This is a genomic window from Cloacibacillus evryensis DSM 19522, assembly GCF_000585335.1.
Lineage (GTDB): Bacteria > Synergistota > Synergistia > Synergistales > Synergistaceae > Cloacibacillus > Cloacibacillus evryensis.
Window position 1 is genome coordinate 2335259 of sequence record NZ_KK073872.1, and the last position, 19758, is coordinate 2355016.

The window sequence follows — 19758 nt, forward strand, 5'->3', positions numbered from 1 at the left end:
GACGGCAAAAAAAACGAGCCGCGCCGACGCTTCCAACCGGAATTACGTGACAGGCACAACTCGTTGTATCTTTTGATCCTTTATTCTGTTTTAAACATTATCCTTGAGATAACCCTCGATGAACGACTCGACCTCTTCTTCCTTTATCTCCAGCGCCGCCGCCAGCTCCGCGTGGAGCAGGCGCTTCGCCCTTTTGCCGTACTCGCTCTCAAGGGTCCCCGTGATCTTTCCCGAATCTTCCTCCCTGCGGAGCCAGCAGGATTTCACCACCTTCAGCCATTGCAGCGGTTCCTTTTTGCCGACGGCCCTCTTATAGAGGTCTATCCTGGCTTTGCCGCTCGGCGCGCTGAACGTTGTGACATAGGGTATCCGCTCTATAAGTTCCAATGCCTCTTCTTTCGTCATCGCGGCCCTCCTTCCTTTTAGTTATATAGTCGACGATATATGGGATCACGCCCTCCCTGCGCAGGCCGAGGACGAAGGCAAACTCCTCCGTGACGGCCCGCTCGGCGAGCGCCAGCATCTTTTCATCGCAGGCGCGGAACTTTTTGTTGCTCTCGCGCATCTCTATCTTATGAAGGTGCAGTATCTTGACGAGCCATAGCACCTCTGCGATATTGCCTCCCTTGAGTATTTCGCCGAAGGCGGCCGTGCGGCTCTCGTCGTTATCTATCCACTGCCCCTCGATATCCTCAGTCTCGTCGATGATCGCCCGGATATCACCGGCGGAGAGCAGCGGCCTGATACGTTTTTCGAGCCCCTCTATCGAGAGCGGAAGATAGAACTTCGCTCCGGCGTCATAAACGGAATTCATGACATAATAAAGTTTCTCGTCGAGCCCGCTGAACTTCTCGCGGCGGATGTCGCTTATCCGGCAGATGCCGTTGCCGGCGTACATAACGTAGTCGCCCACGCGGTATTCTTTTTTGCAAAATCTGCTGAGATCCATTTCCAGCCCCTCCCGACAGCTCTATGCGAACTTCTTCCTCTGATATAAAGTAACTATTTATATATAAAAACAATCTATACGTAAGCGCCATAGGTTAAAATAAAACGCGCCGCTCTCAGCAACCGGACTTACGCCACCACAGAGCCGCACGTTGTGCAATAAATTATAACAATTCGCGGGAGATTTTTCAAAGTATGTATTTTTACTTTTAAGTATACTATATTTAATACAAAAAAAACGGCTCAGACGATTCGTTGTTTCTTTCAATCGTCAGAGCCGCTCTTATTTATCCATAGCGTCTATGCGGATGCCGGGTTGTGATGTGCGCGAATATCAGTCCTGAAAGATGAACCTTCCGCCGTATCCATAATAGTCGAGCCAGTATATGCCTTTGAAGAAGGCCACGAGGAACGCCTTTTCGTGCATGCTCGTCCCGACGCCGGCGGTATAGCCGTCAAATGACTCCGTTTCGATTTTGTTGGAGCCGGCCGACTTAAAGGCCGCCTCAGCCTCATTCATGTTGCCGATCGGCACAAGGTCGTCGCTTACGTGGAGGTACAACAAACTCTTCCATGCGGCAGAAAATAGTTTTTTAAAAGAGACATAACTCCCCCTTGACATTATAACAAATAACTATTATAGTTATCTAAACATTAAATTTACTATTGATCAACTAGGGTGAATGACAATGGAGCAGCAAAAATTTGAGGAATTTCAGGCGATTTGCCGGCGGAACGGTTGGAAATGCACGTCACAGCGGCTCGCCGTTTATGAGTTTGTACATGAAAACTATACTCATCCCGGCGTTGACGATGTATGGCGGCATGTCAGACAAAGCTTGCCGGCCGTGACAAGGGAGAGCGTTTACCGGATACTGAACGAACTCGCTGGGCGGGGGGTCATCCAAAAGCTGAACCATCTCGACAGCGCGCGTTATGACTGTCAGACCGGGCCGCAGGGACATTTTATATGTGAGATCTGCGGCGAGATAACAGATTTCGCCTTCCCTGAAGGGGCGCTCGCCCCCGCAGATCCTCCTTGCGGCGAAGTGCGCCATATCGAACTCAGGCTCAGCGGCGTCTGCGGAAAATGCAGACAGGCCATGACCGAAGGGAAGCCGGGGAAGGAAAAACAAGTGCGCATACGGGCGCGAAAAACCCGTAAATAACATAGATAAAAGGGAGAAATTACCATGAAAAGTATTACAAAACTTGACCTGCAGTATGCACACCGTTTTTACGGATTCAAGGGCGAAGCGCAGTACCTTCACGGACATACGGGCATTCTGACTATCGAGGTGGAAGATTCCGTCAACCCCGGCGTGAATATGGTTTTTCCCTGCAATGAGATCCAGAAAACCGCCTGGGACGTTCTGAAAAATTTTGACCACGCCTTGATCCTGCGGGAAGACGATCCCCTGCTGCCCGCCGTCCTGGACGTTTACGAGAAGCAGGGCATCAGGAACGGCGCGCCGAGCAATACCATGAAGGGGCCGGCCTTCAAGACAGAACTGGCGACCGCTTATCCGGAGTGCCGCCTCGTCGTCACGAAGGAGACTATGACGGTCGAAGGAATGATCAAGATCGTTTACGACCTGCTGAAGGATAAGCTGAACATCGTCAAGCTGACCTTCACCAGCGGCGTCAACGCCGCCTCGGAAGAATACGTGCCGAAGCGCAGCATGGACCGCTGCCCGCTCTGCGGCATCGCAATGGATGAAAACGGCGTATGCCCCAAGTGCGGGTACAGGAAGGCTTAGCATCCTCCCGTGGCCGTTTCCGTTAAACAAATTTGAAATAAAGGGGCAGGCCTCATTCGGGCCTGCCCTTTTGCCGCCGTTATACAGGCCGCGGAGCGGCCCTCGTATATCTCATCTCACTATTATGACCTTGATCGTGTGCCGCGCAGCTTCAGCCGCGTTTTCTGAGCCGCGCGCAGATAAGCGGCAGCGCAAGCAGGAGCACGCCGGCCCCCGCGCCGATACCGCTGCAGCCGGATGATGAATCAGCCTTCGTCTTGGGAACGGAGAGGACGAGGACGTAATATTCGTTAGAAACACACAGAAGATGTTTCTCTTTCGGGAGCGCCACCTTTATCACGTCACCTTCCAGAGTGTAGGCGCAGTCGGCGGCCACCAGTTCCAGCGGCATTTCGTCCTCGTCGCTGAAATAGAGGTTCAGAGTCGCTCCGGCCCTTTTAAACGCGCCGAGGCGGTTTATTTGCTCTTCCGTCAGAGGGACGGCAAGCTTTATATCAATCGAGACCACATCAAACTCGCGGTCGTCGTCTCCGAAGAGGATAAAGTCCAGCAGCGAACATACCTCCACCTCTCCCAGCGGGGCGCAGAGTTTATCGTTGAACTTTCTGTACCATTCGGCCTCCTCCGCGGTGTACCCTTCAATGAGAGCGTCGGTACTGCCGCCGCCAGCACAAGAAATTTTTTCAACATGCCAAGGCCCCCTCTTTTTCAGTCATGCAGTGGGTTATTCATATGGATCTCATCTTAACAGGCAAGGTACAACAAAGGTACAACAAAAAGGGCCGGAAACGGCAAATCCGTCCGGCCCTTTTATATTTTTTCGATTTTACACGGTTTATTTTGTCGCGTCTTTGCCCTTCTGCATGACGAGGCTGTCTATCGGGTTGATGTTCTTTTCTTTATGAGTCTGACGCCAGGTCTTGATCGGCATGCCCCATATCTTGATGAATCCGACGGAGGCGGACTGGTCAAAGATATCTCCCGCCGAATAGGTGGCAAGCGCCTTGCTGTAGACTGAACTCTCGGATTTCATGCCGTTGATGATGCAGTTGCCTTTGTAAAAGACCATCCTCACGGTGCCGTTGACGGACTTCTGCGTCGAATCCATGAAGGCCTGCACCGCCTCCATCAGCGGCGAGAACCAGTACCCCTCATAGGTCATCTCGGCGAATTTCACCTCAAGCTCCCTCTTAGTTTTAAGCGTATCTTTCGCGAGGGTCAGAGTCTCAAGCTTTTTGTGGGCCGCGATGATCGCGAGAGCTCCGGGGCATTCATAAACTTCGCGGCTCTTAAAGCCGACGAGGCGGTCTTCTATCATATCGATCCGGCCATATCCGGCGGCGCCCGCCGTTTTGTTCATGAAATCGATCAGTTCAATGGAGCCCATCTTCTGTCCGTTGACGGCTACGGGGATGCCTCCCTCAAATGTCACTTCGACGGTGACCTCTTCGTCGGGGGCTTCGGTCGGCTCGGCTGTCAGCTTATAGGCGTCCTTGGGCGGCTCGTTCCACGGATCTTCGAGGATGCCGCATTCGATCGAACGCCCCCAAAGGTTGTCGTCGATGCTGTAGGGGCTCTTTCTCGTCGTCGGTACGGGAACGTTGTGCGCGGCGGCGTAATCCATCTCCTCTTCGCGCGTAAAGCCCCAGTCGCGGACCGGCGCGAGGACTTCGATCTCCGGATTCAGCGCGTTGCAGGCTACCTCGATGCGCACCTGGTCCTGTCCTTTGCCGGTGCAGCCGTGGGCGACGGCGACCGCGCCCTCTTTCTCTGCGCACCATATGAGCGCCTGGGCGATCATCGGGCGCGAGAGGGCCGAATTGAGCGGATAGATCCCCTGGTATACGGCGTTGGCCTTAAGCGACGGCCATACGAAGGTGTCGATGAAGGCCTCGCGGAGATCCACCAGGTAAGCTTTGGAAGCGCCAGCCGCGTAGGCTTTCGCTTTTATCTCCTCAAGATTGTCGGCCTGCTGGCCGACGTGCATCGTCAGCGTGACAACCTCATAGCCCTGATCGTGGAGCCAGGGGATCGCCACCGATGTGTCAAGCCCGCCGCTGTAAGCCAATACTACTTTTCCCTTTTTCTCTGGTGCCATCATTTGAAACTCCTCCTAAATTTTGTCGATATTAAAAAAAGCTCGTCCCTCTTCCTTTCGGAAGAGGGACGAGCAAATTTACCCGCGGTACCACCCTCGTTGACATATCTGTCCACTTCGTCGTGTTGTGCTCTGGGGTGCGGAATTGTGATCCTTTTTGCGAAAAGCGCTTTCAGCCGGTGGCGCTTTATCTCTGTCGCCGAGTGATCGAATTCATATCCCCGTCATCGCATATTATATGCGGTAAGGAATCGATTCGTCGTATACGTCTGTCTCGCTCAGCGGCATGCAGTTTCACAATAGCGCCCCTCCTTTCACGGTGGTCTCAAAAACTTGTGTGGTATTCTATCACGTGAACTTTATTTGTCAACCGGTTGACCTCAAAATGTTATTGCTCAGAGATAAAGTCACTCCATAACAGATCTGAGAAAATGTCACTATGAGCCAGGAGCTAGTGACAATGACGAAGAAGGAAGTAAGGCGCGTTGAGGTGTTGAGTATCGCATTATCAGGAGGATTGACTAACAAAGATGCGTCGGAGCTGCTCGGTGTTTGCGTCAGGCAGTTTATCAGAATCAAGAAGAAGTTTTTACAGGAAGGAGCACAAGGGTTGGTTCACGGTAATCGTGGTAGGAATCCCGTCCATGCGATTACCGATGAGGTCAGAGGGGAGGTAGTGAGTCTTTTAAGGAAAGGTATTATGACTTTAATATCTCTCATTTTACCGAACATCTTAATGAAAGGGAATGTATCAGTATCAGCCGGTCGTCGGTGTCTCGTATTCTGAAGTTGGAGGGAATAAGGAGTAAGAAGTTGGTAAAGTAAAAGACGTATTAAAATCGTCCGAGGCAAAGGAAGGAATCGTCCGGCATGTTATGGCAGACAGACGCGAGCAGCCATAAGTGGTTTGGCAAAGATGGAGATAGTGCAACCCTGCATGCTTTTATGGACGATGCCGCAGGTATTGTTACCGGTGCATTCTTCATAGAGAGTGAATGTTTTGTCGGATATGCGGAGGCTATAAAGATGGGTATAAGGGATTATGGACTGCCCCTTTATATTTACAGCGACAGGCACACGATATTCAAGTCTCCTAAGGAGCTGACCCTCGAAGACGAATTGAAAGGCGTATCAATTCACCTGTCGAATTTTGGCCATGCACTGAATGATTTAGGCATAAAGCAGATATTTGCCAATACGCCCCAGGCTAAAGGACGTATAGAACGGCTGTGGAATACTTTTCAGGACAGGCTTGCGGCGGAACTCAGGCTCAATGGAATCAGGAACATTGAAGAGGCTAATAGCTTCCTCCCACTCTTTCTGGATGATTACAACGCCAGATTTTCCGTTGAACCAAAAGTAGAAAACTCTGTGTATCTCAAATTCGACAAGAGAATTGATCTGGATCTGGTCTTTGTTCTGCGCTGTGAAAGAAAGATAGGCGGCGGAAACACTATATCTTACAACAGTCGGATATATATTCCGGTTGACGGCAGTATATACATGACTCCAGGAAGCACCGTTGAAGTTAGACAGACCGTTAAAGGAGAGATATACATCATGCGTAACGACAGGGCTATATTGATGAAACAGGTGGAGATGCCGAAAAAAGCGACCCATAGTGATTCAAAGAAAAAAGCAGGTGTTGTGTCACCACACAAACCTGCTTCAGACCACCCCTGGCGGGGCAGATCTACAAATGTGACTACCAAGGATGATACCATAATTCAAAGGAATAGTGACATTTTCTTTGACCATTTGGGGTGACTTTTCTCTGGCTATTGACACCGGTTGACCTCAAAAATTCAAAATAAACTTTTGGTTTTTGCAAGTTCACTATTTCGTCTTCATGCTCTTGTGTATCTCTGCCTCCATCGGCGTCTTTTTGGCGGCATAATATGTATCGAACGATGTCATTTCAAGGTGCACGGGGGTAATGGAGACATAGTTGTGCGCGACGGCCCAGACGTCCGTGTCCTCGTGCATTTCGTCATGAATGCTGCCGCCGACCCAGTAAGCCTCGCCGCCGAAGGGCGTCTTTACTACCGTTATCTTATCGTGGTAGCGGCGTTTTCCCTTGCGCGTCACCCGCACGCCGGCAATATCTCCCGGCTTCTCGTTGGGTACGTTGACGTTGTACATGACGTCGTCGGCCATCGGATGTCCGGCTATCCAGCGCGCCGTCTGCAGCGCCGCCTCCGCCGCGGTCGCAAAGTATTTTTCCGGCGATTTCGAACCGCAGACGAGCGAGACGGCCATCGACGGATAGCCGAATATGAGCCCCTCCATCGCCGCGCAGGCCGTACCGGAATAGGTGAGGTCGTCGCCGAGGTTGGGACCGCAGTTTATTCCGGAGAGGACGAGGTCCGGCACAAAATGGAGCACGTCGATGCCCATTATCACGCAGTCTGTCGGAGTACCGTCACAGGAATAGGCGGTGAATCCGTTTGCCAGCATTTTATTCTCGATCTTTTTGATGTGCAGCGGCCTGTCCATCGTCATCGAATGCCCGGAGGCGCTGCGCTCACGGTCCGGGGCCACTGCGAGCACCTCATATCCGGCGTCGTGAAAGGAGTTCGCAAGCGTCTGGATGCCCTCGGCGAAGATCCCGTCGTCGTTTGTTATCAGTATTTTTTTCATATCCCGTATACCGCCTATATCAGTAAGATGTGGAAGAGCAGTGCCATGATCGGGCGCATGATATAGGGGAACACCCCCATCACCAGCAGTCCGACGATCACGAACATACCGTAGCGCTCGAGCCAGTAGTAGTATTTCATCCATTGGTACGGCAGCAGCACGTAGAGGATGCGCGAACCGTCGAGCGGCGGTATCGGAATGAGGTTGAAGGCCGCCAGCCCGAGGTTGATATATATCATCAGCAAAATGAACTGCTGCGCGGCCCAACTGCCGAAGAGTTCCGGCGCGAAGCGCGCCAGCTGCGCGCAGACAAAAGCCGTCAGCATGTTACCTGCGACTCCCGCAAGGCTGACGATTATAATGTCACGCTTGGGGTGCTTAAAGTAACGCGTGTCTATCGGCACAGGCTTGGCCCAGCCGAAGCGGAAGAGCAGCAGGCAAAGCGCGCCGAGCGGATCAAGGTGGTCGAGGGGGTTCAGCGAGAGGCGTCCCGCGCGCTCCGCCGTGGTGTCCCCGAGCATCTTCGCGGCAAGGCCGTGGCAATATTCATGAAATGTAATGGCCCAGAGAACGGCGGGCAGGCTCAGAAGCAGCTCCGATATTCCCGAGGCGGAAAATAGATTTCCCAGCATTTAAACACATCCTTATTCTTCTCTCAAAATCACAAGAGATATTTTAACACGACAACGCCGCCTTACCTATCCGTGTAAAGTCAGGATCGACTTTTTTTATCAAAGGGATTGATATCTTCTTTGTCATGACGCGATCCGCCGTTCATCCCACAGCCAGTAGAAGCCGAGGCGGCCGCTTTCGCAGCTTACGCGCGCGGCGAGGCCGTCGCCAAGGCGGTTGCTTATCGCGTAGGGGAAACCGCGGCTGAGCGCGACCCCGTCGAGCGGCCAGCGGACGCCGGCGATGGATACGCCGGCGCATTCCTCCGAAAAAGACAGCAGCGAGACGGCCTTCGGCCTTTCGGCAAATGTAAAGGACGCATTCGCGGGGCCGTCCAGCAAGACAAGCCCCTCCCTCTCGTCGGCTATGCAAAATGGAACGTGCGGAGAAGAAAAGTTCAGAAACGTAAGGACAAGACTCCATAAATGGTCAAATCTGCCGCCCCAGGCCCCCGTTAAAAATATTTTTTTTGCGCGGCCCTTATTTTTTTCGCGGAATAGCTCGAGCGCGAGCTGAAAGTCGGTAAGGTCCTTGTCGCTCTGGTAGCGTTCGACCGGGACGCCATTGTCCGCCGCCCAGCGCCAGCTTTCGGCGGAGGCGCTGTCGCAGTCGCCGACGAGCCTCCGGGGAATGATCCCGGCGGCGCGGCAGGCCTCGACCCCGCGGTCGACAGCCCAAACTTCGCCGCGGGAGCCAAACTCCGAGAGCCATGACGGCGAGGGAGCCCTGCCGCCGAGCACCAGCAGCGCCGTGTCCATAGCCGTCTTATTTTCCAGTTCTATCGTCAGCCGCGGCAGTCCGGTCGTCTCCAATAGGCATCGCCCGCCTTTATTTAAATTTTTCCAATCTCGGCATTATCATGTATACCAGCGCCATTAAAATGGCCGTCTCCGGCAGGAGGCTACTTCCGTTGTAAAGGATCGAATAGAGCCAGGCATTCGTCCCTGCCGGCGCGTAAGAGGCGAAAAAGACGACGCCTGAGAGCACCGCCGCCGCAAAGTTCGCAAAGCAGGCGCAGAGCACGCCAAGCCACTTTTTCCCGGGAAAGAAACCCGCGAGGCCGACGAGCCCGCTCGCCACTGGGTAATCAAGCAGCGCCTGCAGCGGGTGCACCACATAACCGCCGAGCATGAGGCGCAGCAGCCCGGTGACAGCGCCGACGAATATTCCGTACCGCCAGCCGCTGCGGAACGAAAAGACCAACAACGGCAGCAGCGTAAGGCTGACGGAGCCGCCCTGCGGCATCGAAAAAAGCTTGAAATAGGAAAGCACCACGGCAAGCGCTATTGACAGGGCTCCCTCCACTAAAATCTTCAACGGTATTTTCATTCTGATTCCTCCAGATATAATTATTACACCGGAGATGAAAGAAAGGTGCTGCTAAGTTTTCTTCATCTTCCCTACGGCGGCATTACCCGCGTCAGGTTCAAAGGGTCATGACTTGCGTCGATTTCTCAGTCTTTCGACTCCCCCGATGTTAAGAATGTTTTAGCAACTCGCCCCATCTTTGTCAAGTTGACAGTACCGTCCGTTGGTATGATAATGTTCAAAACTCCGGGGGAGCTCATGAAGCTGAGAGGAAGTTTTTAACTTCGACCCCATACCTGATCCGGCTAATACCGGCGTAGGGAGCGAGGCCACGAAATGAAAAACCGCCCCGCTCTTTGTTAGAGCGGGGTTTTTACTTTGAAAAGGGGAATTGCTATGAAACATGGGATATACCGGGGGATAGCGATGTCGGTCGCCGGAAGCGATTCAGGCGGAGGAGCCGGTATCCAGGCGGATTTAAAAACCTTCGCGGCATTAAAGGTCTTCGGCACCACGGCGATAACGGCGCTGACCGTGCAGAACTCGCTCGGCGTGACCGGCATCCACAACGCGCCGCCTGAGATAATCAAGGCGCAGATGCTGGCCGTCGGCAAGGATTTTCCGCTCGACGCGGTCAAGACGGGGATGCTCGGCAACCGCGAGACGATCTCCGCCGTCGCCGAAGGGCTTTCCGAGCTGGGGATAAAGAAGGTCGTCGTCGATCCCGTGATGGTGGCGCAGAGCGGGGACTCCCTGCTCGCCGCCGACGCCGTGGACGCGGTGAAGAATATCATCGTGCCGATGGCGATGATCGTCACGCCCAATCTGCCCGAGGCGGAGAAACTGACGGGGATGAAGATCGACGACGTCGACGGCATGGCCGCGGCGGCGCGCGAGATAAAAAAGCTCGGCTGCGGCGCGGTGCTCGTCAAGGGCGGCCACCTGCCGGGCGAGCCGGAGATGATAACGGACGTGCTGCTGGCGGACGGAGAGATATCGCTGCTGCGGGACAGGCGGATCAATACTACGGCCAACCACGGCACCGGCTGCACGCTGAGCTCGGCGATCGCCGCGGAGCTCGCCGCCGGCTGTTCGCTCGCGGAGGCGGTCGCGCGCGCACGGAAATACCTGCGCGCCGGGCTGCTCTACGGAGTGACGGCGGGACACGGCGCGGGCTGCCTCGGACATGCCGTCACGATGCAGTGGACAGAGGTCGTCAATGGCTAGACCCCTGATCTACCAGATAACGAACGGCGTCTCCGCGCAGCTTCAGGCCGACTGCGTGGCGCTGCTCGGCGGCTCCTCGGTCATGTCGTGCCGGCTCGCGGAGGCGGCGGAGATCGCCGCGGCGAGCGACGCGCTGCTGATAAATATCGGCACGCCGCCCGACAACGCCGAAGAGCTTTATCGGACGGCGGCGGCCGCGGCGGCCGCGAACAACATCCCCGTCGTGCTGGATCTCGTCGGCTATGGATTTTCAAAATGCCGCACGGAGATCGCCGACGCGCTGCTAGCGGAATTCCGCTTCTCCGTGATAAAGGGCAACGGGGCGGAGATCGGCGCTCTCTGCGGCGCGGGGACCGCCCCGCGCGGCGTCTCCTGCGACAGTGAGATCGCGGAGGCGGAGCGTCTGACGGAAGATTGCGCGAAAAAATTCGGCTGCGTCGTTTATTCTACAGGAGAGACGGACCACCTCTCCAACGGTGAAAAAAGCTTCGCCATTATCGGAGGCTCGCCGCTGCTGAGAGGCACGAGCGGGATCGGCTGCGCGCTTGGCAGCGCGACGGCGCTTTTCTGCACCCGGGACGAGCCGCTTGAGGCCGCGCGCCGCGCGCTGAAGCTCTTTCGCCGCGCGGCGGCCGAGGCGGGCGAAGCGGCGGGGCCATATTCGTTCAGGATAAAATTCATGGACATGCTCGCGAAATTCGGCTCCCTTGAAAATGAGGTGAAATAATGACGGCGGACAGAAAGAAACTCGCGGAGCGGCTGCGCCTCTACCTGATCTGCGGCGAGGGCGACAGCCCCGAAGCGGTGATAAAAAAGACGGCGGCGGCTATCGAGGGCGGCGTGACGGCGGTCCAACTGCGCGTCAAAAGCTGGACTGGGCGCGAATGTTATGATACGGCGCTGGCGCTGAAAAAGATCTGCAGCGCGCACGGCGCGCTCCTGCTGATAAACGACCGCCTCGACATCGCGCTCGCCGCGGGCGCGGACGGCGTGCATCTCGGGCAGAAGGATCTGCCCATAGGCGCGGCGCGGCGGCTCGCGGGGACAGACTTCATCATCGGCGGCACGGCACGCACACCGGAGCTCGCGCGCGAAGCGCAGCGGCTCGGCGCGGACTACGTCGGCTGCGGCGCGGCTTTTGAGACCGCGACGAAGGGCGACGCCGTCGTCATCGGCCCAGACGGCATCAAAAAGGTACTGTCGGCGATCGACATCCCCTCTGTGGCGATCGGCGGCATCGAGCTCGGCAACGTAAAATACCTCGCGGGATGCGGCGCAAGCGGCATCTCGCTCTCCGGCGCGATAATGAGGGCGGACGACCCGAAAGAGGCGGCCGCGGCGCTGATAAAAGAGGCCGGCAGAGTCCTCAGAGGCTGACGTCCGGCGGACGGCTTTGTAAAAAATTATTGAATATGGAGGCAGCAAAAATGCAGAACGAAGAAAGAAAAAAGATGTTTAAAAAGGCGGTCCTCGCCGGGGCCTTCGCCGCGGCGGGCGTAGTGCTCTCGGTGGTCTCGATACCGATGGGGCCGACAAAGTGTTTCCCCTTCCAGCACACGATAAACGTGCTCGCGGGAATACTGCTAGGCCCCTGGTGGGCGGTCGGCGCGGCCTTCACGACCAGCGTCATCAGGAACATGATGGGGACGGGCAGCCTCTTCGCCTTCCCCGGCAGCATGTTCGGCGCGCTCTTCGTCGGACTCGCGGCCAGAGCCCTGCCTGAAAGATACAAGCTGTGCGCCGCCTGCGCGGAACCGGTCGGAACAGGCATCGTCGGAGCCTGGGTCGGAGCGAAGATACTAGGCCCCATCCTCGGCAAGGGCATCGGCTTCCTCTTCTTCTCAAGCTCCTTCCTCATGAGCTCCGTGCCGGGCGCGGTGATCGGAGCGCTGCTCGTCTATTGCCTGCAAAAGCGGATGGCGCTGACAAGGACCTTCGGCGCGATGATCTGAGGAATCCAGGATATCATCTACGATAGCCACACAAAAACGGTAAATCGGCGTTTATAAGCACGATTTGCGTCATAAAACGGAGGCTCCGAATCCTCGCCGTATACAAATACGGCTCCGGTATCGGAGCCCCCATTTTATTTAGCAACTCGCACTTCTGGTGAACAAATTAAGCGATTCACACAAAACGCAAAACCGGCGTTTTGGTTCACTGCTTATAAACGCCGATTTACGCGATTGCGGGGGAAGATAAACTGCGATTTATCAAAGATCTTTGGCTCCCTCTCCGATAAGCAGGGAGCCAAAACGATGTTTTTCGTTTTGTGCGAGTCGCTTAGCTCCGGCGAAGCCGGTGGAGGAGGGGTGCGCCCGACATGCACATAAACTAGGCGGTGTAAGTCCGCTACAGGCATTGCAGTGTGAACTGTTAGCCAAAGGCAAGGGTGTCCATCGTGAGGTGGAATCTGAAGGAAGCCGGAGGCAAACCCTCGGTCCGACGAACAGGAACCGCATGTGAGGCATTATGGGACGGACGAGTCTACCCCCAAGACAAAGTCCTACACTGCACGAATCCCATGGTGTAAATGCGGCGGATATATGAGGAGAAAGTTTATGTGCTTACTCGGGGAGATCTTGCGGGGGCTTAACCTGAGTGCAATCCACCCAGAGATGGATGGATGAACCGCAAGAAGTCAGCAGAGGCCATAGTACTGGTGAGAGAAAAAAACAATCAGGAAGGGCCGAACGGTAACAAACTTCTCAGACGAAAGAAGGTCGGGCAATGCGAAGAAAGCAGAAAACTGCGCAAGCAGGCTGTTCATGCGAGGACAAGCTGGAAGCGGAAAGCACCATGAAAGCGCCGAGTATTGCCCACACAGAAACGCAGGAGAAGAAAGAGCGCAAACGTTGCTCGAATGTATCCTCACCAGAGCGAACATGGCAGAGGCGTACAAACGGGTAGTCAAAAACGGAGGTGCGTCAGGCATAGATGGAATGACAGTCCAAGCGATGTATGGACACCTGAAGGAGCACTATCCCGAACTTATCCAAAGCCTCTATGATGGAAGCTACAGGCCCCAGGCAGTAAAGAGAGTCGAAATCCCCAAAGCGGACGGAGGAAAGCGCAAGCTGGGAATCCCCACGGTCATAGACCGTATGATACAGCAAGCCATCTCCCAAGTGCTGACGCCAATATTCGAGAAGCAATTCTCCGACGGCAGCTATGGATTCCGCAAAGGAAGAAGCGCCCATCAGGCAATAGAACAGGCTAGGATATATTACGAACAGGGATACAAAGTATCAGTGGATATCGACCTGGCCAAATACTTTGACACGGTCAACCACAACCTGCTCATAAAGACGCTTCGGGAAGAGATAAAAGACGAGCGTGTAATAAGGCTCATCAGGAAATACCTCAAAAGCGGAGTAATGGAAAACGGGCTCATCAGCTCGACCACAGAAGGAACTCCGCAGGGAGGCAACCTATCACCACTCCTCTCCAACATCTACCTTACAAAATTTGACAAACTGCTGGAAAGCAGAGGACACAAATTTGTAAGATATGCCGACGACTGCAACATATATGTCAAAAGCGCAAGAGCCGCCCAAAGAGTAATGGGAAACTGCGTCAATTATCTTGAAGGAACGCTGAAACTCAAAGTGAACCAAAAGAAAAGTTGTATCGGAAGCCCGACAAAACTCAAATTTCTTGGTTTCTCCCTCTACCCTAGCAAAGGAGAAACGAAGATAAGGGTCCACGAACAAAGCCTGAAACGGTTCAAAGACAAAATCCGAAAACTTACCGCCAGGAATCAGGGACGCTCGATAGAGACCATCATGCTAAACCTCAGGAAATACACGACGGGATGGCTGGGCTACTATGCGATAGCCGAAATGAAAAGCGCGATGTTACAGCTGACTGGATGGATAAGACGCAGGATACGGCAAATCTACTGGAAACAGTGGAAAAGGATATGGCCGAAATACAAGAACCTCAGGCAGCTGGGGATCCATCACAGGGACGCGTGGCGATGGGCAAACAGCAGGCTCGGATGCTGGCATATAGCCAGAACGTGGATACTGACCACCTCACTGACCAACAAATACCTCGCCTCGCAGGGATATGACGATATCCTGCTGCGATATGAGGCAATGCGCGCTCGTTACCGAACCGCCGTATACCGAACGGTACGTACGGTGGTGTGAGAGGACGGCCTCTCAAATAATGGGAGGCCTCCTACTCGATTTGACCTTGGTGTTGATTCTTTGACCTTATCCTCTCCCGCGGCTTGCGCCGCTGGCACTGTTTAGCGCGGAAAACCGCGCCAAACAGTGCAACACTCCTTCCGACCCGGCGCAAAAATCGTGCGCCGGCCCACCTCCCTCGGCGAGGGAGGCTTTAAAATATAAACCCCAGTTTATCTTTCCTCGCAATCGCGTAAATCGGCGTTTAGACGTGCCGGATGCTAAATAACTTGCCCTCTGAGTACCGGAGCCGTATTGGTCATACGGCGAGGACACTCAGAGGGCAAGTTATGACGCAGACGGCGCGTATAAACGCCGATTTACGGCAACCAGCATCTCAACGACCCTCTCCATGTCTTCGACGCATGCGAACTCCAGCCGCCCGTGATGGTTGTGGCTCGCCGTTCCGAGATTGGGGCAGGGCAGCCCCATGAAGGAGAGGTTCGCGCCGTCCGTGCCGCCGCGTATCGGGACGATGAAGGGCTCGCCGCCCGCCGCTCTGACGGCCTCCTTCGCGATCTCGACCATGAAGGGATGTCTTTCGATCACCTCGGCCATGTTGCGGTAGCCCGGCGTCAGTTTGAGCTCCGCGCGCCCTTCGCCATATTTTTCATTGATGCGGCGCGCGGCCTCACGCATCGCCTCTTCGCGCTCCGCGAGTTTCCGCGCGTCGTGGTCCCGCAGGATATATTTCTGAAATGCGCTCTCCACGGAGCCGCCGCTTTCGTCGAGGAGGAAGAAGCCCTCGCGCCCCTCCGTGTTTTCGGGGCGCTCCGCCGCGGGCAGCATCGCGAAAAATTCCATCGCCAGCAGCTGCGCGTTTATCATGACGTTCTTCGCGGTCCCCGGGTGGACGCTGCGCCCCGTGAACGTTACCCGCGCCGACGAGGCGTTGAAGTTTTCGCAGGATATTTCACCGAACCCGCCGCCGTCGACGGTGTAGGCAAAGTCCGCGCCGAATTTTTTCAGATCGAAATGTTCGGTGCCGCGCCCGATCTCCTCGTCTGGGGTAAAGGCGATCGCGATCCTGCCATGTTTTATCGAATCATCGGCGAGCAGCCGCTCCGCCATCGTCATGATCTCGGCGATGCCGGCCTTGTCGTCCGCCCCGAGCAGCGTCGTGCCGTCTGTGACGATGAGGCTTTTGCCGACATAATTCCGCAGTACCGGGAAGTCGGCCTCCCGCATAACGATATTTTTCTCTTCGTTAAGGACGATGTCGCCGCCGCGATAGGCGACGACTCTCGGCCTGATATTCTCGCAGGGGGAGGCGGACGAGACGTCCATGTGGGCGATAAAGCCGAGGACTGGGACGTCGTCCGCGATATTCGCGGGAATGGAGGCGTAAAGATAGCAGTGCTCGTCAAGGCAGACGTCCGTGAGCCCCATCTCCTCCATCTCATTTTTAAGAAGGCGCGCCATCTCCCAGATTCCGGGCGCGCTCGGTGAATTTTCGCTTTTTTCGTCGGAGGCGCTTGCCACGCCCGCATAGGCGAGCAGCCGTTCACATGTTTTCATTTTACTCCTCCTTCCACAAGCTTCAGCCAGAGGCCGCGCGCCTTTTGCCGCCACTCTTCCTCTGTGCCGTCGTTTACCAGCACAAAATCGGCTCTTGCCATCTTCTCCCCGCTCGGCAAAAGCCTGTTCTCGCGGCGCGAGACCTCTTCGGCGTTCCAGCGGCGCTTCGCGTTGCGTTCCACGCGCTTTTCAAAGGGCGCAGCGGCGTAGACCACGCAATCGAGCCATCTTTCGTGGCCGCCCTCATAGAGCAGCGGTATCTCCGCCACGACCCAGCCGTCGGCGCCGGCCGCCATTTCCTTGATCGTTTCCATCGTTTTTTTGTGTATCAGCCGCGAGGCGAAACGGTATTCCTCTTCGTCGGCGAATATCTTCGCGGCGATCTTCGCCCACAGCTCTTTATGCGGCGCGTCGAAGAAGCCCGCGCCCCAGCGTTTTTCCGCCTCGCGGCGTATGCCGGGATCGTCCCAGAGAGCGCGCGCGACGCTGTCCGCGTCTATGATATGCGCGCCCATGGCGGCCCACTCTTTGCAGAGCGTGCTCTTACCAGCGCCAACGTCGCCCGTGAGCCCTACTGTCGGCATGATAACCGCCTCCCTGCGCGTCGTCTGTAAATTCTTTGACATCCTTCGGTATCTCGCCGAGAAAGCGCGACATCGGGTTGCGCTGAATGCCGCCGAAGAGCAGGCGGCTCGAGGCGCAGCTGATGTAAAGCTGTTCCCGCGCGCGCGTCATTCCCACATAGCAGAGACGCCGTTCCTCGGCGATGTCGCCTTCGCCGGTGACGGAGCGGGCGCTCGGGAATATTCCCTCTTCAAGCCCGATGAGGAAGACTACGGGAAATTCGAGCCCTTTCGCCGCGTGCAGCGTCAGCATATTGACGGAGTCTTCCAACCCCTCCGGGGAATCCTGGTCGGTGATCAGCGGTATCTCTGTCAGCGCCTGCGTGATATCGCTCTCCGGCGGGACGATGGAGAGTATTTCCATCACGTTCTCCACGCGCTCCTCCCAATCGTCGGGATATTCCTCCCGCAGGTATTTTTCATACCCGTTTGAATCGATGATCGTGCGCACGGCCTCGCCGATATTTTCCTCGTTAGCGAGGATCGCGAGCATATCCGAGGCGAGCGCCTTCACGCCGCTCCCCTGTTTGCCTTTGAGTCCGCCGCCGTTCGCGAGGAGGGCTTTCCACAGCTCTTCGGCATTGCCGGCTTTCAGCTCCGCCATCGCCTCGCCGAGCAGCTCGACGCTTTTTTTGCCGAGGCCGCGCGTCGGGATGTTGGCGACGCGCGCGAGCGAGATGGCGTCGCGCGGGTTGACGGCGAGGCGCAGCATCGAGAGGGCGTCCTTCACCTCGGCGCGCTCATAGAAAGCGACGCCGCGGATGACGCGGTACGGTATCGAACGTTCCAGCAGCGCCTGTTCCATACCGCGGCTAAGGACGTTCATTCGGTAGAGGATCGCCATTTCACCGTAGGCGTAGCCGTCGTCATGAAGCGATTCGATCTTTTTCGCGATCCATTCCGCCTCGTCGGAGTCTTTAAAGCTCCGCCGCACGTTTATCAGCCGCCCGCGCTCAGCGGCGGTCCAGAGGTCCTTCGGGTGGCGGTCGTCATTGTTCTTGATCACGCCGTTCGCGCCTTCGAGGATGTTCCCCGTCGAGCGGTAGTTCTGATCCAGGATCGTCATCTTAGATCCCTTGAAATCGCGCTCAAAGTTGAGGATCATCGCCATCTCCGCGCCGCGCCAGCCGTAGATGGACTGGTCGGGGTCGCCGACGACCATGATCTTGCGCCCGTCGTCGACAAGACAGCGCAGCATAAGATACTGCGGATGGTTAACATCCTGATACTCGTCTACCAGCACCCAGTCAAGGCGCGAGCGTTCATGCTCGAGCACCTCTTTATTGGTGGCGAGGATATGCAGCGGCAGCACCATCAGGTCGTCAAAGTCAAGCGCCCCCTGCGTTCTGAGCTGCTCCTGGTATCTGTCGTAAAGCGAGCGCCAGCGGTCGGATATCTTCGGCTCGCGCGAAACGGGATTCGCCTTCGTCTTCGCCTGCGATATCATGTCGAGCGCCGCCGACATCTCCAGTTTCTTCGGATCGATGTTGAGCTCCGCCATCGCCCGTTTGACGACCGCCTTTGTGTCGCCGCGGTCGAATATCACGAAGGGATAGGGATGGCCGAGCTTTTGCAGCGCCTCGGAGTAACGGTGCAGGAAGCGCAGCCCGTAGGCGTGAAAGGTAGATATCTCAAGCCCCTGCAGGTTGCCGTCCAGTATCGCCTCGGCGCGGCTCTTCATCTCACGCGCCGCCTTATTGGTAAAGGTAAGCGCGAGAATGCGCCAGGGGCGGACATGCCGCTCCTCTATAAGGTAGGCGATCTTCGTCGTAAGCACCTTCGTCTTGCCGCTGCCCGCGCCCGCGAGCACGACCTGAGGCCCGTCGCAATAGGTAACGGCCTCGCGCTGGCGCGGGTTGAGCGATTCTATCATTTCACAAACCATGAGCCACACGTCCTTAATAAAATATAAACTAAATTAACGCCTCAGCGGGCTGAGGTCAAGAGCAGGCGATAAAAAAATCCCCTCTTGCGAGGGGATTCCCAATCTGTAACAGTTTATGGCCTTTATTTGGGTTCAAGCAGCCCGTAGCCGCCCTCTTCCCTGCGGTAAACGACATTGATCGCGCCGGTCTCGTCGTTCTTGAAGAGGAAGAACGAGTGACCGAGCAGATCCATCTGCATCGTAGCCTCGATCGGCGTCATGACGTCCACCGAGAATTTCTTTCTTTTTACGATCTCGCGCACAGGCTCGTCTCTCTCGATCGCCGGAGCGGGGATAAGCTCTGGGTCTATGTCAAAGGAAATATCCTGTACCTTCATGCGGGCCTTATCTGTGAGGTAGCTCTTATGTTTTTTCACTTGACGTTCAATGTTCTTGAGCGCCTTGTCAAAGGCTTTGCGAAGGTCAGGGGCGTAATCCTCTCCGCGCATCACGACTCCATTCACATTTGAGGTGATCTCAACCACATTCATCCCTCTCTTGTAGTTGAGCGCGACCTGAGTGTCCAGGATACGGTCAAAGAACTTTTCGATCTTGAAAAGCTTCTTCTCCATATAATCCTTAATGTCTCCGGGGAGTTCAACATTGCGCGTGACAAAACGTACCTCCATAGCAACTCCTCCATTCGTATGGTGCTTTATATTACTGTTACTGATGTTATTCTAGCATGATATCCAAATAGGCTCAAATGTGCAAATTATGTAAATATTAATCGCAGTTATAATTTCAGAAGGCTTATATTTAGCCATAAGGCCACTTCAAGATAAGTAAAAGGCAATAGTGACATAAGAGATGATTTAGTATTATAATATCCGGACTTTACGTGTTT

At 55.4% G+C, this 19758-nt stretch carries 22 protein-coding genes and 2 riboswitches; of the genes, 9 read left to right on the top strand and 13 right to left on the bottom strand.

Annotated features, from left to right (window positions below):
- Positions 1 to 90: 90 nt before the first annotated feature.
- From CLOEV_RS10430 to CLOEV_RS10440, 3 genes are all read right to left on the bottom strand, one after another.
- Positions 91 to 405: a hypothetical protein gene (locus CLOEV_RS10430; RefSeq protein ID WP_147564253.1), complete on the bottom strand. Its 315-nt coding sequence runs from the start codon at positions 403 to 405 to the stop codon at positions 91 to 93.
- A complete protein-coding gene (locus CLOEV_RS10435) occupies positions 311 to 949 on the bottom strand; it encodes a CarD family transcriptional regulator (RefSeq protein WP_034443580.1) in 639 nt (212 codons plus the stop codon). The genes CLOEV_RS10430 and CLOEV_RS10435 overlap by 95 nt, the downstream gene beginning before the upstream one ends.
- A 333-nt stretch (positions 950 to 1282) precedes the next feature.
- The gene (locus tag CLOEV_RS10440) at positions 1283 to 1510 is read right to left on the bottom strand and encodes a hypothetical protein (RefSeq protein ID WP_034443582.1); all 228 of its coding nucleotides are present in this window, start codon (positions 1508 to 1510) and stop codon (positions 1283 to 1285) included.
- 127 nt (positions 1511 to 1637) lie between these two features.
- Here CLOEV_RS10440 and CLOEV_RS16095 point away from each other — a divergent pair, with 127 nt between their 5' ends.
- Positions 1638 to 2117: a Fur family transcriptional regulator gene (locus CLOEV_RS16095; RefSeq protein ID WP_051485031.1), complete on the top strand. Its 480-nt coding sequence runs from the start codon at positions 1638 to 1640 to the stop codon at positions 2115 to 2117.
- A gap of 24 nt (positions 2118 to 2141) precedes the next feature.
- A complete protein-coding gene (locus CLOEV_RS10450) occupies positions 2142 to 2708 on the top strand; it encodes a 6-pyruvoyl trahydropterin synthase family protein (RefSeq protein ID WP_008712692.1) in 567 nt (188 codons plus the stop codon).
- Between the two features lie 151 nt (positions 2709 to 2859).
- Here the strand turns inward: CLOEV_RS10450 and CLOEV_RS10455 are convergent, their stop codons facing one another.
- Both CLOEV_RS10455 and CLOEV_RS10460 read right to left on the bottom strand, forming a co-directional pair.
- Positions 2860 to 3276, bottom strand: a complete 417-nt coding sequence (locus tag CLOEV_RS10455; RefSeq protein ID WP_034443584.1) for a hypothetical protein — start codon at positions 3274 to 3276, stop codon at positions 2860 to 2862.
- A gap of 267 nt (positions 3277 to 3543) precedes the next feature.
- Entirely contained in the window at positions 3544 to 4809 is a 1266-nt protein-coding gene (locus CLOEV_RS10460) for an argininosuccinate synthase (RefSeq protein ID WP_034443586.1), read from the bottom strand.
- Between the two features lie 457 nt (positions 4810 to 5266).
- Between CLOEV_RS10460 and CLOEV_RS16100 the strand changes: the two genes are divergently transcribed.
- Positions 5267 to 5593 (top strand): helix-turn-helix domain-containing protein, encoded by a 327-nt coding sequence (locus CLOEV_RS16100; RefSeq protein ID WP_051485032.1) that lies wholly within the window; start codon positions 5267 to 5269, stop codon positions 5591 to 5593.
- An 83-nt stretch (positions 5594 to 5676) separates the two neighbouring features.
- Complete coding sequence (locus tag CLOEV_RS10465; protein WP_051485033.1) at positions 5677 to 6573, top strand: ISNCY family transposase; 897 nt, start codon at positions 5677 to 5679, stop codon at positions 6571 to 6573.
- A 69-nt stretch (positions 6574 to 6642) separates the two neighbouring features.
- Here the strand turns inward: CLOEV_RS10465 and surE are convergent, their stop codons facing one another.
- The 4 genes from surE to thiT all read right to left on the bottom strand — a co-directional run bounded on the left by surE (position 6643) and on the right by thiT (position 9447).
- On the bottom strand, positions 6643 to 7446 hold the full coding sequence (surE, locus tag CLOEV_RS10470) for a 5'/3'-nucleotidase SurE (RefSeq protein WP_008712698.1): 804 nt from the start codon (positions 7444 to 7446) through the stop codon (positions 6643 to 6645).
- Positions 7447 to 7460: 14 nt separating this feature from the next.
- A complete protein-coding gene (locus CLOEV_RS10475) occupies positions 7461 to 8078 on the bottom strand; it encodes a site-2 protease family protein (protein WP_008712700.1) in 618 nt (205 codons plus the stop codon).
- A gap of 123 nt (positions 8079 to 8201) precedes the next feature.
- A complete protein-coding gene (locus CLOEV_RS10480; protein WP_008712701.1) occupies positions 8202 to 8930 on the bottom strand; it encodes a thiamine diphosphokinase in 729 nt (242 codons plus the stop codon).
- 16 nt (positions 8931 to 8946) lie between these two features.
- Positions 8947 to 9447, bottom strand: a complete 501-nt coding sequence (thiT, locus tag CLOEV_RS10485; protein ID WP_034443588.1) for an energy-coupled thiamine transporter ThiT — start codon at positions 9445 to 9447, stop codon at positions 8947 to 8949.
- 50 nt (positions 9448 to 9497) lie between these two features.
- Positions 9498 to 9601: riboswitch (TPP riboswitch) on the bottom strand.
- Between the two features lie 63 nt (positions 9602 to 9664).
- A riboswitch (TPP riboswitch) is annotated at positions 9665 to 9767 on the top strand.
- 55 nt (positions 9768 to 9822) lie between these two features.
- On the opposite strand from thiT, the gene thiD reads away from it, so the two are divergent.
- The 5 genes from thiD to ltrA all read left to right on the top strand — a co-directional run bounded on the left by thiD (position 9823) and on the right by ltrA (position 14807).
- Positions 9823 to 10653, top strand: coding sequence for a bifunctional hydroxymethylpyrimidine kinase/phosphomethylpyrimidine kinase (gene thiD / locus CLOEV_RS10490; RefSeq protein ID WP_034443590.1), 831 nt, complete (start codon positions 9823 to 9825; stop codon positions 10651 to 10653).
- Positions 10646 to 11380: a hydroxyethylthiazole kinase gene (gene thiM / locus CLOEV_RS10495; protein WP_051485034.1), complete on the top strand. Its 735-nt coding sequence runs from the start codon at positions 10646 to 10648 to the stop codon at positions 11378 to 11380. Before thiD ends, thiM begins: the two co-directional genes overlap by 8 nt.
- Positions 11380 to 12030, top strand: coding sequence for a thiamine phosphate synthase (thiE, locus tag CLOEV_RS10500; RefSeq protein WP_034443592.1), 651 nt, complete (start codon positions 11380 to 11382; stop codon positions 12028 to 12030). The genes thiM and thiE overlap by 1 nt, the downstream gene beginning before the upstream one ends.
- A gap of 50 nt (positions 12031 to 12080) precedes the next feature.
- The gene (thiW, locus tag CLOEV_RS10505) at positions 12081 to 12605 is read left to right on the top strand and encodes an energy coupling factor transporter S component ThiW (protein WP_008712711.1); all 525 of its coding nucleotides are present in this window, start codon (positions 12081 to 12083) and stop codon (positions 12603 to 12605) included.
- 903 nt (positions 12606 to 13508) lie between these two features.
- Positions 13509 to 14807, top strand: a complete 1299-nt coding sequence (gene ltrA / locus CLOEV_RS10510; protein ID WP_218915522.1) for a group II intron reverse transcriptase/maturase — start codon at positions 13509 to 13511, stop codon at positions 14805 to 14807.
- Positions 14808 to 15134: 327 nt separating this feature from the next.
- Here the strand turns inward: ltrA and pepT are convergent, their stop codons facing one another.
- The 4 genes from pepT to hpf form a co-directional block, all read right to left on the bottom strand.
- Entirely contained in the window at positions 15135 to 16364 is a 1230-nt protein-coding gene (gene pepT, locus CLOEV_RS10515) for a peptidase T (RefSeq protein WP_034443594.1), read from the bottom strand.
- A complete protein-coding gene (locus tag CLOEV_RS10520) occupies positions 16361 to 16948 on the bottom strand; it encodes a dephospho-CoA kinase (RefSeq protein ID WP_051485036.1) in 588 nt (195 codons plus the stop codon). The genes pepT and CLOEV_RS10520 overlap by 4 nt, the downstream gene beginning before the upstream one ends.
- The gene (locus CLOEV_RS10525) at positions 16908 to 18872 is read right to left on the bottom strand and encodes an ATP-dependent helicase (protein WP_008712717.1); all 1965 of its coding nucleotides are present in this window, start codon (positions 18870 to 18872) and stop codon (positions 16908 to 16910) included. Before CLOEV_RS10525 ends, CLOEV_RS10520 begins: the two co-directional genes overlap by 41 nt.
- A gap of 122 nt (positions 18873 to 18994) precedes the next feature.
- Complete coding sequence (hpf, locus tag CLOEV_RS10530) at positions 18995 to 19540, bottom strand: ribosome hibernation-promoting factor, HPF/YfiA family (RefSeq protein ID WP_008712719.1); 546 nt, start codon at positions 19538 to 19540, stop codon at positions 18995 to 18997.
- Between the last annotated feature and the right edge of the window lie 218 nt (positions 19541 to 19758).

Excerpts from the sequence above, each read along its gene's own strand:
- CLOEV_RS10475 (WP_008712700.1), bottom strand. The coding sequence starts at position 8,078 with ATGCTGGGAAATCTATTTTCCGCCTCGGGAATATCGGAGCTGCTTCTG.
- thiT (WP_034443588.1), bottom strand. The coding sequence starts at position 9,447 with ATGAAAATACCGTTGAAGATTTTAGTGGAGGGAGCCCTGTCAATAGCG.
- CLOEV_RS10520 (WP_051485036.1), bottom strand. The coding sequence starts at position 16,948 with ATGCCGACAGTAGGGCTCACGGGCGACGTTGGCGCTGGTAAGAGCACG.
- CLOEV_RS10430 (WP_147564253.1), bottom strand. The coding sequence starts at position 405 with ATGACGAAAGAAGAGGCATTGGAACTTATAGAGCGGATACCCTATGTC.
- hpf (WP_008712719.1), bottom strand. The coding sequence starts at position 19,540 with ATGGAGGTACGTTTTGTCACGCGCAATGTTGAACTCCCCGGAGACATT.
- CLOEV_RS10450 (WP_008712692.1), top strand. The coding sequence starts at position 2,142 with ATGAAAAGTATTACAAAACTTGACCTGCAGTATGCACACCGTTTTTAC.
- thiM (WP_051485034.1), top strand. The coding sequence starts at position 10,646 with ATGGCTAGACCCCTGATCTACCAGATAACGAACGGCGTCTCCGCGCAG.
- CLOEV_RS10525 (WP_008712717.1), bottom strand. The coding sequence starts at position 18,872 with ATGGTTTGTGAAATGATAGAATCGCTCAACCCGCGCCAGCGCGAGGCC.
- thiE (WP_034443592.1), top strand. The coding sequence starts at position 11,380 with ATGACGGCGGACAGAAAGAAACTCGCGGAGCGGCTGCGCCTCTACCTG.
- CLOEV_RS10465 (WP_051485033.1), top strand. The coding sequence starts at position 5,677 with ATGTTATGGCAGACAGACGCGAGCAGCCATAAGTGGTTTGGCAAAGAT.
- thiD (WP_034443590.1), top strand. The coding sequence starts at position 9,823 with ATGAAACATGGGATATACCGGGGGATAGCGATGTCGGTCGCCGGAAGC.
- pepT (WP_034443594.1), bottom strand. The coding sequence starts at position 16,364 with ATGAAAACATGTGAACGGCTGCTCGCCTATGCGGGCGTGGCAAGCGCC.
- CLOEV_RS16100 (WP_051485032.1), top strand. The coding sequence starts at position 5,267 with ATGACGAAGAAGGAAGTAAGGCGCGTTGAGGTGTTGAGTATCGCATTA.
- CLOEV_RS10435 (WP_034443580.1), bottom strand. The coding sequence starts at position 949 with ATGGATCTCAGCAGATTTTGCAAAAAAGAATACCGCGTGGGCGACTAC.
- CLOEV_RS16095 (WP_051485031.1), top strand. The coding sequence starts at position 1,638 with ATGGAGCAGCAAAAATTTGAGGAATTTCAGGCGATTTGCCGGCGGAAC.
- surE (WP_008712698.1), bottom strand. The coding sequence starts at position 7,446 with ATGAAAAAAATACTGATAACAAACGACGACGGGATCTTCGCCGAGGGC.
- CLOEV_RS10460 (WP_034443586.1), bottom strand. The coding sequence starts at position 4,809 with ATGATGGCACCAGAGAAAAAGGGAAAAGTAGTATTGGCTTACAGCGGC.
- thiW (WP_008712711.1), top strand. The coding sequence starts at position 12,081 with ATGCAGAACGAAGAAAGAAAAAAGATGTTTAAAAAGGCGGTCCTCGCC.